Genomic DNA, 12,369 nt, shown 5'->3' with positions numbered 1-12,369 from the left:
CGAAATAAAGAGCCGAAACCGCAGTCCCGGCCATCACATCGGAAATAGCCGTCACCACGTTGGCCGGACGCATCAGCGTTAAATATGCCCTCCATTTCATGTCCGCGCTCCGGAATTAGGAAATCACAATGGAACCGGGATTCCGCCTCGGCTGCTGTCCACCCCGCAGAATGGAATTGCCCTCAAATTTCTGGCCTTGGTCAATGGGGGCCTGCTCCTGGAGCATCACCTCGTCGAGCTGGCCGCTCCGGCCAAAAGCAGCGATGGCGTTTTTGTAACATACCGCCTCAATTGTTTCCCTCGAAATCCCGCTTTTCACCATCAGGGCAGCGGTTTTTGGCACGGCAAGTGGATCGCTGATTCCCCAGTCAGCCGCCGAATTCACCATGATCCGATCGGGTCCGTATTCCTTTACAATTTCCACCATCCGCTCGTTGCCCATTTTCGTGAACGGATAAATCGTAAACGCAGCCCAGAATCCCCTGTCCAGCACCTCCTTGACGGTTTCTTCGGTATTGTGGTCAATAATCACCATTCCGGGGTCCAGGCCATGTTCCAGTGCAATATCCATGCTTCTCGTCGTACCCTTCGTTTTATCGCGGTGCGGTGTGTGTACTTGCACAGGCAACCCGGCTTCCCGGGCAAGATCCAGCTGCAGGCGGTAATATTTCTCCTCGGCGGGTGTCTGGTCGTCGAAACCGATCTCGCCAACGCCAACCACCCCCTCCTTGTGGATAAAGAAGGGAAGCACCTCCATTACCTGCGCAGCCAAAGCTTCGTTATTGGCCTCCCGTGAATTCAGTCCAATGGTGCAGAAATGCCGGATACCGAACTGGGAAGCACGGAAGCGCTCCCAGCCGATCAGGCTGCTGTAATAATCGCGGAACGTATCGATGCCGGTCCGCGGCTGTCCTACCCAGAACGCCGGCTCAATGACGGCGACGACGCCTGCATCGGCCATGGCCTGGTAGTCGTCGGTGGTTCTCGACACCATATGGATGTGCGGATCAAAAAAACGGAATCCTTGCACCAGGTCCAATTCCAGCGCAACGCGCTGCCCCATCGATGCCTGGTCACGATCACTATAATTACACATAGTATCTTAATGGTAAACTTCGGTCGGCCGCCCGTTCGGTTAGCCGGCCGTATTCAATAAATCTGTTAATTCGCTGTTTTCTCTGAGCAATGCCTTTGCCGGCGCAAAATCACTCCGGTGAAACGCTACAGCTATTGCCCGGCTGACGCCGATATCCGGATGTTCCTCCAGGATATTCCGCATCAGGCTATATGCACGTTCATCCATAAAGGGCGCCACCAGCAGCCACAGGTGCGGACTGATCGTCCGTTTGGCCGCATGGAGTTCATAGGCGTAGTCAACCAATGCCGCAGCCAGTCGCCCATTGTTGCGTTTCTCCAATCCGATAATACGCCGCATATCGGCTTCGGTAAAAAAACCTTTCAACACCAGCTGGTTCCAGGCACCTTCATCCAGGTAAGCTGCGGCATAGGGATTGTCGGCCATGATGGCTTCCCGGACAGGTCCGATATTGCTCCTGATGCCCTCGGTACACCGATGACGCCAGGCTTCAGGGTGATGGAATACCGGTAAGGCGGAATATAACGCCACCAGTTCCTCCATTTCGCCGTAAAGAAAAAGCCGTTCAATTAATTGTACATAAGCCGCCTGTTCCATCGGTGGGATATGCATCAGCGCCCACACCCGCAGCAGTCGCGCCGGTGTCCAGCCCTTGACCAGCAAAGGCAGCTGATTTTGCCCCGGGCCGGCGGCGTCATCCAGCACAATCTGCCGGCCCTTATCGCCCGGTTTCACGATTCTGGAAATCCCCGTAAACACACGTGCAATCAGCGAGGGTTGCGGATCTTCGGCAATGCGGCCCAGGTTGCCGGTTAATACCTGCCATTCCGCGTCGCCGACATACGGCTTCACGTGGCTGGCAATTAATTCATTATGTGCAATATGCGTGGTCGAAAACTGATCTTCAATAGGGCTCATACCTTTAGTCAACATCACTCAATCAAAACCGGATCCCGTTGGCGTCCGGTCAGATCAAAGGTACGATTTTTCCAATCATCGTCAACACGCCCGCGCAAATTCCGGAGGTGTTCCCTGCGTCATCCTACAGCTCACCCCACCGGTTCCCAACCGGGCTCATATTCCCTGCGCCAATATTGTTGGGCCCCTGGATTGTCAAGAATATGGCCGTTGGCGGGGTTGATGTGCAGCAGGCTGCCGCTTCGTTGGGCAATGTTGCCCAACTGGACCAGTAAGGTGCTGATGTGGCCGCTCAGAATGTCTGCATGCAGCTTACCCCCGTTTTTTATGCCGTCAAAAAAATTCTGGATATGCCCTGCATCCAATGCCTGGGACGGATTGGTCAGGTTCCTTGAATCGACGTCGGCGGTATGCTCCACACGCTTAACCACCTGGTTCTTCAGGTCATAAATGGTATAGCCGTTATCGCCATTGATCTGGAGTGCACCGGTTTCCCCATAAAAGATCACGCCCACGCTTGAACCTTCCACAACGCGACCGTTGCAGCTGTGCCCTTCCCAGGAAATCAGCCCTTTACTACCGAAATCCAGCTGAATAACCTGTGTGTCGGGTGTTTCCCAGTCGTCTTGGTACCGGTACCGTCCACCCGAAGAACTTACCTTTTCCGGGTAATCCACCTGCAGTCCCCATCGGGCGAGGTCAACCATATGCGTACCATTATTAAGTGCTTCTCCCGTTCCCCAATGCCAGAACCAATGCCAGTTATAATGGATAAGATTGTCTTTGAATGGTCTCCGCGGTGCCGGCCCCTGCCATAATTCATAATCCAGCCACTCCGGTATTGCCGCCGCTTTTCCCGTACCGATGGAGGCGCGGTTATTGGTGTACCACGTTTTTGCGAAATAGGGCCTGCCGATTGCACCATCGTGCAGCGCCCGGATACCTTCCATGACATTGGGCCACGACCGCCGCTGATTGCCCATCTGGATCACGTTGCCGTACTTCTGCTGTGCTGCAACCAGCAACTCCCCCTCATGCGGATTATGGCTACAGGGTTTTTCGAGGTAAACATGCTTGCCAGCCTGCGACGCCAGGATAGCCGCCGGCGCATGCCAGTGATCCGGCGCCGCTACCACCAACGCATCCACGTCAGCATAAGTTACCAGCTTCCGGATATCCGGCTCGGCTTTGGGACGGCGCTGCTGGTTTTTCTCCACCGCTGCCCTGCATTTTTCAGCCGCCCGGGTATCCACATCACATACGTAAACAACCTCACAATTGGGTTGCAGGGAAAAATTCTGCGAAAGGGCCAGCCCACGGGCATTGACGCCCATCATGGCCACCCGGATCCGTTCGTTAGCCCCGATGATCTGGCGGTAACTGGCGGCGCTGAAGCCCGGAAGGATTCCGCCAACCGATAATGCCGCCGTACCGATGGCGGTTTTCCTGATAAAATCCCTGCGTGTGTTAGTTCGTTTTTTCATAATCCGGTATTATTTGAATGTGTATGTTCCTTTTTGGACCGGCGGCGTGCCCCTGTGCTCGCCAAAGACCTCATTGCCCGCTGGCAGGTGCCGGCCTGCGCGCAGCTACCTCCACCCCCGATACCCGGCTGGCCTGCGGTCCAAACCGTTTCCGTACATAGGAAAGTATAATCGCAAGTTCCTTATCCTCCAGGAAATGAAAAGCCGGCATTTCGCCCCTGCCTTCCAGCACCAGGCGGATCAAAGCGTCTGCATCCGCAGCAGCCACCGGCCCGGTCTGATAAAGTGATGGAAATACCCCTGCTACTCCCCGTCCGTTGGCCTGGTGGCAGGAAGCACAGTAATCGGTATACAGCAGTTCGCCACGGCTCACCACATCGGATTGATTGGCCACCGCGGCGGGCGTAGCCTGCTGGTTACGCAGCTGCTGCTTTGTAGCCTTCGACAACCGGATAATCCGGTCGTCGCGCGCCTCAGCGAATCCGTTCGGGTTCCAGTCGCGGTTACTGGTGCCGATGTAAATATCGCCGGCCGGGGTCACGCAAACGGAGCGCAGGCGGCCGAACAGCTGCTGGAATAAGATCGTGTCGGCCACAATGCGGCTCCCGTCCGCATCCAGTTTCAGCACATGGAGTCCATTTCCCTTGAGCGTGGTCAGCAGAATACTTCGGCGGAATTCCGGCAGGATATCCGACTCATACAGGGCCAGTCCGGCCGGACCAATAGTGGGTGTCCAGGCCCGCAGTGGCTCCTGAATAACACTGTCGCGGGCTACCGCCCTTTCCAGGTCTGTATCGGCAAACCCTTCCACCACCGGCCATCCGTAATTTCCCCCTTTGATGATTTTATTGACTTCATCTGCGATCGCGTCCCCGTGTCCGGAGCTGTATAGCTGTCCATCGGTTGCATACGCGAGGCCCTGTGGATTGCGCAGGCCCCACGCCCACACCGGACTGCCCGGGATCGGATTGTCCGCGGGGATGCTGCCGTCGATCCGGTACCGCAGTATTTTTCCATGAGGCACACGGACATCCTGCGCATTCCCGTGCTGCGCGCCATCACCCGTTGCCACCATTAACATGCCATCGGGTGCAATCACGAGCCTGGCGCCATAATGTCCATTCCAGGCCGCATATTCCAGTATTTCCAGCGGTGCGACGAGCGTATCGCCGGCATAAGTATACCGCACAATCCGGGATACCGGTTGATCCACCTCATTCTTCGCCACGTAGGCAATAAAAACATAAGGGCTGGCATCCATATCCGGGTGCAGGGTCATCCCCAGCAATCCGCCCGTCCGCAACCGGTAAACGTCCTTTAGTGAGAGCAGTTCCTGCTGTACGCCTGTTTCCGGGTCGATCCGGCTGATTTTGCCCGACTGTTCGGCAACCCAGAGCTGCCCGCCCGGACCCGCACAGATTTCCCATGGCACGTCCAGGCTATCGGCGACCGTCGTCATGGCCAGCGTGGTAGCCCCGTAGGTAAACAGCGCCTCGGCTTCCTGCGGCGTTGGTTCGCATCCCAGGCAACCGATGGCTAGCAAAGCAATCAGGCAGTGGTACCCCCGTATATCGATCAGTGGATTCAACAGCATCTCATCCGTGTTTATCCGTTTTCAGAAAAGCCCGTACAAATGCAACATCAAGTAAGTCCGGGTACGCCGCAAATACCCGGTCGAGCTCCGTATCCTGGCCATCGGAAAGCGTTTCCTTCGGATCCAGACACCAGATACCGGCCATCAGGCCCCCTCGGCGCAGCACTTCATGGATGCCCGGAATGCAGCCATGGAAATGATGTGCAGGGTCAAAAACAGCGGCGTTTACATCGGTAAGCTGTACGCCCCTAGCCAACAGCTGCCCGGCGTTACGGAAGCTGGATTCCCGGCAATTCCTGATCTCATCCAGCAGACGTACTGCCGCATGTGTCCCCACAGCCCACTGCCCTAACAGCCCTCCTACAAAATGCCTGGAGACGGTATGTCCGTCTACTTCAAAACGGTAGTCCGTCAGCAGGTCGGCAATGATATTATCGTCGTTACCGGTATACAGGGCAACCGTTTTGCCTGACCGGTCAAAACACGCCGCGCGCATGACGTCCAGCGTCTGGTAGCGGTTGAACGCCGCTACCTTGATGGCCAGTACGTTTGGAATGGCAATAAATTCGGTCCAGAAATCATACGAAAAAATCCTTCCGCCCACACTGGGCTGCAGGTAAAACCCGAAGACAGGGATGGTTTCCGCTACCACCCGCGTCCGCTCCAGCAGTTGCGCTTCAGTCAACTCCGGCAGTCCGCCCATGCTCAGTAGTCCCAGATCATAGCCGCAGTTTCGGGCAATCTCCGCTTCCTTTACCGCCTGCCGGGTATCGCCGCAGATGCCGGCGATTTTCAGGAACGGGCGTCCGATGTCCGCCTGGCCGATCTCATCAGCCGCCAGCTGCAGCACCGGCTCGTAGAGGTTAATACCCGGGTTGCGGATGGCAAACTGTGTGCTGTGCACGCCAACTGCCACACCTCCGGCGCCCGCCGCGATGTAATATCGCGTCAACAGCCGTTGCCGGTCTTCATCCAGCTTCCGCCCGGCGTCCAGTGCCAGTGGATGGGCGGGGATCACCGTACCATCCAGCAGCAGCTTATGTTTTTCTTTCGACAGCATGAGTTCCATAGCTTAAAACTTACCTTCTCTTTCCTGGAAATGCGTTGGCTTGTCAAGCAGTTCACCTCCTTGGACAAGCCAGTCGGCGGTCAGCCCGATCATCTCCTTCAGCGTCACTCTCGGGTAGCCAAAAAGCCGATGGGCTTCTGCTGCGTTGCTGAGCAGCGCCGTTGGTTCCTCGGTATGGACAAACACCGGTTCGCGGTTAAACAGGATCCCGAACTGCTGTGCCAGCCACCGTACCGAAACCGTTTCGGGTCCGGTGACATTCAAAATCTTGGCGGGTGCTGTACAATGCAGCAGTGACCGCAGTGCCACTTCATTTGCGTCGCCCTGCCAGATCACGTTGACGTGGCCGGTAGACAGGTCAACGGGCCGTCCCGACTGCACAGACCTGGCAATCTCCAGCAATACACCGTATCGGTAGTCGATCGCGTAGTTCAGTCGGTAAATCAGCACCGGCGTGCTGTATTTTTCCGAAAAATACTGAAAAATACGTTCGCGTCCGAGACAGGACTGACCGTATTCCCCACGGGGATCCGCTGGTTGATCTTCGGAGGAACCGCCTGCCGAAACCGGCAAAAAGGGATACACATTTCCGGTAGAAAACGCGACGATACGGGAATTACGGTACCTTTCGGCAACCCGCCCCGGCAAGTAGGTATTCATGGCCCAGGTGAATGCAGCGTTGCCGGTGGTTCCGAATTTCTGGCCGGCAAGGTAAATGACATTGGGAACGTCCGGCAGTTCCGCCAGCGCCGCGTCATCCAGCAGATCAGCGGCAAGGGTTTCTACTCCTGCTGCATCCAGTGCCGCGCGCGCTTTCGTATCCGAAAACCGCGAAACACCGATGATACGCTGCCCGGTCCCCGCCGCATCGGCCGCCCGGCGGGCCAGCTGCGCCATGGACGGGCCCATCTTTCCGCCCACACCCAACAACAGGATATCGCCGTTGATGCGGCGCATATCCTCAATCAATGCCGCCGAAGGGGTCAGCATCCGTGTTTCCAGTTCTGCCAGTTCATGCATAATAATTACGTTAAAAACAGTTCATTAAAATTATAACAGGCCAACAGCACCAGAACCAGCAGTCCGATGAATCCGCTGTACCGGACAAACGGTGTATTGACATACGCACCCATGAGCGCCCGGTTACTCGAAATCAGATACATGGCGATACCGATAAACGGTACCAGAAAAATGGTTACGCTTTGGGCAAACACGATCAGTTCCAATGGTGGTTTTTCAAATCCAATGGCAACGGCGCTGCCTGCCGTCATTACAATGGCAATCAGCAGCTTCACGGCTTTGGCGTCCAGCCGGCTGCCATAACCAAGGCCATCGGCAAGCAGCGATCCCCCGATGGTGGCATTGCCGATCAGTGAAGAAAAAGAGGCTCCGAACAATCCCACCAAAAACAGCTGCGATGCATAATGGCCGAACAACGGTTCAAGCGCCCGCGCCATATCGGACGCACTGGTTACGCTGATGCCCCGGCGGTTCAGCACTGCGGCCGCACAGATCATGACCACGGCGCTCATGACGCCCAGGATCAGAATGCCCGTGAAACCGTCGTTGCCCTGCTGCCCGGTGGCCTGCCCGATCTTCTTCCGCTCCTGCACGAGGTAGCTTTGGTAAAATGCCCCCACAATGGAAAAACAGGAAGCGAAAAAGGCAATGATCAGTCCCGTTGAACCTTCCGGAACGGAGGGGCGGAAACCGGCAAGCAGCTCAGTGGCCGCGGGTTTAGCTAAAAACAGCGTTGTGAGAAAGGAAAAAAGCATCAGCGCCACAATGGCGATCATCAACCGCTCCAGTGTGCGGTAAAAATGCCGGAAAAAAAGCAGGGCGATTCCAATGACATTAAACAGCAGGATCCAGGGCGCCGGCGATGTACCGCTTGCCTCCGCAATCGAAATGCCTACCCCCACGGAATTTCCCGCCTGAAACGAGGTAGCTACCAGAAACACGCCGATGCCCACCAGTCCCGACACCCATTTGCCATACTGGGCACGGATTGTTCCCAGCAGCGTCTGCTGTGTGGCCAGACCGATGCGTGCTCCCATCGCGGTGAAGATGATCATAAAGAAAATAGCCACCGCAACCACCCACAGCAGGGCATAGCCATACTGGGCCCCCATTTTGGAGGTGATGGTGATCTTGCTCGGCCCAAACACAATAGCTGCGGTTACAATGCCCGGGCCGATCGTGGCCAGCCAGCGCCGCAGCGGAAAACTGTTGCTGCTTTTCGCTTCCTTTGGGGTTATTGCCATTGCTGAATTTTTCCGGTTTCCGCTGAACAGTTGGCCAGCATTACGGCCTTTGCCGAATCACGGCCGGTTTCCACATTGGAAAAAGGCTTTTTCCCGGTACGTATGCAGTCGACAAAGTCGAGTAGCGCATAGGCGGTCGGATCCCGGTTCTCGGCATCCTGGTTTTCAAAGGCAAGCGGTACCGGCTTCCCCTGTCCCCAGGATTCGCTGGTGGCTCCGGTCACGCCGTCGACCGTAGTCAATTCCTTTTTATGGTTTTCAGGGTACACCAATGCTCCGGTGCGCTGTATTTCGATGGTTCCCGCTGTCCCCAGCACCCGTATGGAATAACCATTATAGGCATTGGTCAATATTGAGCTCACGTTCGCCCGTACACCGCCCGGATAGGTGTATATCGCCCGGATGTTATCGTAGGTTTCCCGACCGTCCTTCCAGTAGTCGATGCCCCCCACGGCGGTTACCTGCAAGGGATGACCACCGGCGAACCAGTTCAGGATATCCACTTGGTGGGCACACAATTCCGTCATCAACCCGCCCGAATACGCCTTGTACATGCGCCAGTTGACCTGCCGTTCAAGTGCAGCGTCCGGCACCGGACGCCGCCAGTCCGAATTGCGGTGATACTGGCACTCATACTGCAGCACATTTCCGATCCAGCCCTGCCTGATGGCCTCGTTGACCTTGTGGTACAGCATAAAATAGCGATATTGATGACCGATCTGCAGTACCTGCTTCGGGTGATTGGCAGCTACCGCGACCAGCTGGTCAGCCTCATCGGGCGTATGGGTCATTGTCTTTTCCAGGTAAACGTGCTTGCCGGCCTGCAAAGCGGCGGTGGCCGACTGGAAATGAAGGTATTCCGGCAGGGCAATCACCACACCGTCAACCGCCCGGTCGTCCAGCAATTGCCGGTAATCGGTGTAGCGCCTGACTGCTTCGGGGGCGGCCGCCGACACGCCGAGCTGCGTTTCCATGATATCGCAGCAGGCCACCAACTCCATGCCCGGCAGCGTCCGTAAGATATTGGCGATGCCCCCGCCCCGGTTTCCCATACCGATAATGCCCAGCCGGGTGATGCCGTTTTGCCCCGCACCAGCGAACGCGGGCAGTCCCAACGCCAGGCCGGCCAGCGTCCATGAACCGGCCTGGATAAAATCTCTTCGTGAATATGTTTCGTTGTAATATGCCATGCTCATCCTCCGGGTATGGTTGGTTAACGTTGCCAAAGCGGCACCGATGCGCCTCCGCGCTTCCTGCTTTCGTCGGCCGCTTCAATAAACGCAACCAGTTCCAGGGTTTCCTTCGAATCAACCGGCGGTATGCCGCTGTCAAAAAAATCAACAATCTGATACAGCAATGGGATATAACCGCCGTATTCGCCGATGGCCGCCTGTCCTTTTTCGCCGAAGGCCGTTCCTCCATAGCCGGTGCGGCCCGACCGGATTCCCCGGAAAGTACCCACTCGCCCGTCCGACCACGTACCTACGACGATGTCCGTTCCATCACTGTAAACCCGGGTAACGCGTTCACAGCCCGTACCCAGTAATGCATACAGCATTTCGATACCATGGATGCCATACCACAATAAATCCGGGTGGGTGGGTTCGATAGGTGCCGGGCTATAGGTAGCTGCGCCGGTAACCGGGCCGATCAAGGCGCCGGACCTGATCTCGGCTATTTTTTCAGCATACCGCAGCGACGAGGTAGAGAATACGGGAACCCCATGGGTGGCCGCCGCGTCAAAGATCGCCTGCGCATCCGCCAGGGAAGCCGCAATCGGCTTATCAATAAACACCGGCTTGCCTGCCTTAAACACTTCCAGTGCCTGCTCCAGGTGCAGCCGGCCGTCATTCGTTTCCAGCAACACGGCGTCCACGCCGGACAGCAATGCCGGAATGGAATCCACGACTTCCACGCCCAACTTTTTTACTTCATCGATATAACCCGGAATCCGGGAAAAACTGCTTTCAATGGTTTTGCTTCCGTATGGATAGGCTGCAACAGCCCGGTATCCCTTCAGCTTTGGATCCGGCGACGCCGCATTGAGTGCCTTGGCAAAGGCAATGCTGTGTGAAGTATCCAGGCCGATGATACCGACGCGCTTACCCGACCGGACCGTATTTCCCAGCAGGGTCAGCTGTCCGAGCGATACGCCGAGCCCGGTTACTGCAGCCGATTTAATGAACGTCCGTCTGCTTTGGTTAGTTTCTGTCATCATGAATAATAAGTTAGGGCACACGCAGTGGTATGCGGCACCGGTGCCGGCAGCGAGCCGCCAGATTCATAATCGGGTTACGGTAACGTACACGCTAAGAAAGAAAATAAAGGTTACACTTCCAAATTTATTTCGACATCCGGCAGTTTCCGGCAGCAACACGCAATGATTACGTCGGCTGGATATTGTGTATTCGCCCAACATTTATATCTTTGGTGTCTACGAAATCACACCGACAAACTTAAATATGATCGCTCATGAAGAAAATTTATTCCTTTTTAATTGCCATGTGGTGTTTAGTTACCTACGCCCTGGCCCAGGAAGCCGCGTCTGTGCCGGCCATTATTCCCGCACCGGATGTTTTGCAGGTAGGCGACGGAAATTTCACGCTTAGCGCAGCAACGCGCATCGCGTACGACAACGAAGCAGACCGGGAAATTGCCGTATTCTTCCAGGCGTATGCCCGCGAAGCACTGCAGCTGGATATTCCTGTCCAGCCAAATGCAACCGGCACCTCGGTCATCCATTTTGCATCGAAAAAGGCCGGAAATATCACCAACCCCGAAGGATATGAACTGATCGTGTCGCCTGACGGGATCGCACTGCATGGAAAGGGTGCGGGACTGTTTTATGCTATGCAAACCCTGATTCAGCTCCTGCCATCCGACCCCGATGGGAACCTGGCGGTTCCGGCCGTGACCATCCGGGATGCGCCGCGGTATGCGTACCGCGGACTGCACCTGGACGTGGGTCGCCACATGTTTCCCATATCCTTTATCAAGAAATACATCGATTTCATTGCCGCCTATAAACTCAACACATTCCACTGGCACCTTACCGACGACCAAGGCTGGCGCATCGAAATCAAAAAATACCCCAAACTCGCCGAGGTAGCCGCCTTCCGCGACCAGACACTGATTGGCCGGAACCGCCGGCCGGGCATGTATGACGGTACCCGTTACGGTGGTTTCTATACCCAGGAAGAGGCAAGGGAAGTTGTAGCTTATGCGGCAGCCCGCTACGTCACCGTTATCCCCGAAATTGAATTACCGGGACACGCTCAGGCGGCGCTGACGGCATACCCTCACCTGGGTTGCGGCGAAAACCCGGGGCCTTACCACGTGGCACAGCACTGGGGCGTATTTGAAGAAGTGTTCTGTGCCGGCAAAGAAGAAACGTTCACCTTTCTGGAGGATGTGCTCGATGAAGTCATTGCTATATTCCCCAGTGCATACATCCACATCGGCGGCGACGAATGCCCGAAAGACCGCTGGGAAACCTGCCCCTATTGCCAGAAACGGATCAAGGACGAGGGATTAGCCGACGAGCACGAGCTGCAAAGCTATGTGATCCACCGCATCGAAAAATACGTCAACAGCAAAGGACGCCGCATCATCGGCTGGGATGAAATCCTGGAAGGCGGATTGGCACCTGACGCCACGGTAATGAGCTGGCGGGGCGAATCAGGCGGCATTGACGCGGCAAAACTGGGGCACGACGTGATCATGACAGCAAACAGCTACGGGCTTTATTTCGACCACAAACAGGGGCCTGATGTCAACCGGGAGCCACTGAACATCGGCGGTCTATCCACCTTGCAAAAGGTGTACTCCGCCGACCCGACTCCCCAAGCCCTGTCAGCTGCCGAAAAAAAGCACATCATCGGCGTACAGGCCAATGTTTGGACGGAATACATCGAAACACCGAATAAGGTGGAATTCACGATTTT

Annotated in this window: 10 protein-coding genes; 1 reads left to right on the top strand and 9 read right to left on the bottom strand. The window is 56.0% G+C overall.

Features of this window, described 5'->3' with window-relative positions; translation table 11 throughout:
* Positions 1-115 precede the first annotated feature (115 nt).
* The 9 genes from ABWO75_RS11885 to ABWO75_RS11845 all read right to left on the bottom strand — a co-directional run bounded on the left by ABWO75_RS11885 (position 116) and on the right by ABWO75_RS11845 (position 10,643).
* Complete coding sequence (locus ABWO75_RS11885) at positions 116-1,096, bottom strand: TatD family hydrolase (protein WP_353185812.1); 981 nt, start codon at positions 1,094-1,096, stop codon at positions 116-118.
* A gap of 39 nt (positions 1,097-1,135) precedes the next feature.
* Positions 1,136-2,014: an EboA domain-containing protein gene (locus tag ABWO75_RS11880; RefSeq protein ID WP_353185810.1), complete on the bottom strand. Its 879-nt coding sequence runs from the start codon at positions 2,012-2,014 to the stop codon at positions 1,136-1,138.
* A 131-nt stretch (positions 2,015-2,145) separates the two neighbouring features.
* The gene (locus ABWO75_RS11875; RefSeq protein WP_353185808.1) at positions 2,146-3,498 is read right to left on the bottom strand and encodes a Gfo/Idh/MocA family oxidoreductase; all 1,353 of its coding nucleotides are present in this window, start codon (positions 3,496-3,498) and stop codon (positions 2,146-2,148) included.
* Positions 3,499-3,568: 70 nt separating this feature from the next.
* Positions 3,569-5,092: a PQQ-dependent sugar dehydrogenase gene (locus ABWO75_RS11870; protein ID WP_353185806.1), complete on the bottom strand. Its 1,524-nt coding sequence runs from the start codon at positions 5,090-5,092 to the stop codon at positions 3,569-3,571.
* A 1-nt stretch (position 5,093) separates the two neighbouring features.
* On the bottom strand, positions 5,094-6,161 hold the full coding sequence (locus ABWO75_RS11865; protein WP_353185804.1) for a dihydrodipicolinate synthase family protein: 1,068 nt from the start codon (positions 6,159-6,161) through the stop codon (positions 5,094-5,096).
* A 3-nt stretch (positions 6,162-6,164) separates the two neighbouring features.
* Entirely contained in the window at positions 6,165-7,181 is a 1,017-nt protein-coding gene (locus ABWO75_RS11860; RefSeq protein ID WP_353185802.1) for an NAD-dependent epimerase/dehydratase family protein, read from the bottom strand.
* Between the two features lie 5 nt (positions 7,182-7,186).
* Positions 7,187-8,425: an Nramp family divalent metal transporter gene (locus tag ABWO75_RS11855; protein WP_353185800.1), complete on the bottom strand. Its 1,239-nt coding sequence runs from the start codon at positions 8,423-8,425 to the stop codon at positions 7,187-7,189.
* Complete coding sequence (locus ABWO75_RS11850) at positions 8,416-9,615, bottom strand: Gfo/Idh/MocA family protein (RefSeq protein WP_353185798.1); 1,200 nt, start codon at positions 9,613-9,615, stop codon at positions 8,416-8,418. The genes ABWO75_RS11855 and ABWO75_RS11850 overlap by 10 nt, the downstream gene beginning before the upstream one ends.
* A 23-nt stretch (positions 9,616-9,638) precedes the next feature.
* The gene (locus ABWO75_RS11845) at positions 9,639-10,643 is read right to left on the bottom strand and encodes a Gfo/Idh/MocA family protein (RefSeq protein WP_353185796.1); all 1,005 of its coding nucleotides are present in this window, start codon (positions 10,641-10,643) and stop codon (positions 9,639-9,641) included.
* A gap of 254 nt (positions 10,644-10,897) precedes the next feature.
* On the opposite strand from ABWO75_RS11845, the gene ABWO75_RS11840 reads away from it, so the two are divergent.
* On the top strand, positions 10,898-12,369 hold a 1,472-nt coding region (locus tag ABWO75_RS11840), incomplete at its 3' end, for a beta-N-acetylhexosaminidase (RefSeq protein WP_353185794.1).

This window comes from Parapedobacter lycopersici (assembly GCF_040395035.1).
In the GTDB taxonomy this organism is placed as follows: Bacteria; Bacteroidota; Bacteroidia; order Sphingobacteriales; family Sphingobacteriaceae; genus Parapedobacter; species Parapedobacter lycopersici_A.
This window is presented reverse-complemented; position numbering and strand designations above follow the sequence as displayed.

Bases quoted from the DNA above. Each gene is read 5' to 3' on its own strand.
- ABWO75_RS11885 (WP_353185812.1), bottom strand. From the start codon at position 1,096: ATGTGTAATTATAGTGATCGTGACCAGGCATCGATGGGGCAGCGCGTT.
- ABWO75_RS11845 (WP_353185796.1), bottom strand. From the start codon at position 10,643: ATGATGACAGAAACTAACCAAAGCAGACGGACGTTCATTAAATCGGCT.
- ABWO75_RS11855 (WP_353185800.1), bottom strand. From the start codon at position 8,425: ATGGCAATAACCCCAAAGGAAGCGAAAAGCAGCAACAGTTTTCCGCTG.
- ABWO75_RS11880 (WP_353185810.1), bottom strand. From the start codon at position 2,014: ATGAGCCCTATTGAAGATCAGTTTTCGACCACGCATATTGCACATAAT.
- ABWO75_RS11865 (WP_353185804.1), bottom strand. From the start codon at position 6,161: ATGGAACTCATGCTGTCGAAAGAAAAACATAAGCTGCTGCTGGATGGT.
- ABWO75_RS11860 (WP_353185802.1), bottom strand. From the start codon at position 7,181: ATGCATGAACTGGCAGAACTGGAAACACGGATGCTGACCCCTTCGGCG.
- ABWO75_RS11870 (WP_353185806.1), bottom strand. From the start codon at position 5,092: ATGCTGTTGAATCCACTGATCGATATACGGGGGTACCACTGCCTGATT.
- ABWO75_RS11875 (WP_353185808.1), bottom strand. From the start codon at position 3,498: ATGAAAAAACGAACTAACACACGCAGGGATTTTATCAGGAAAACCGCC.
- ABWO75_RS11850 (WP_353185798.1), bottom strand. From the start codon at position 9,615: ATGGCATATTACAACGAAACATATTCACGAAGAGATTTTATCCAGGCC.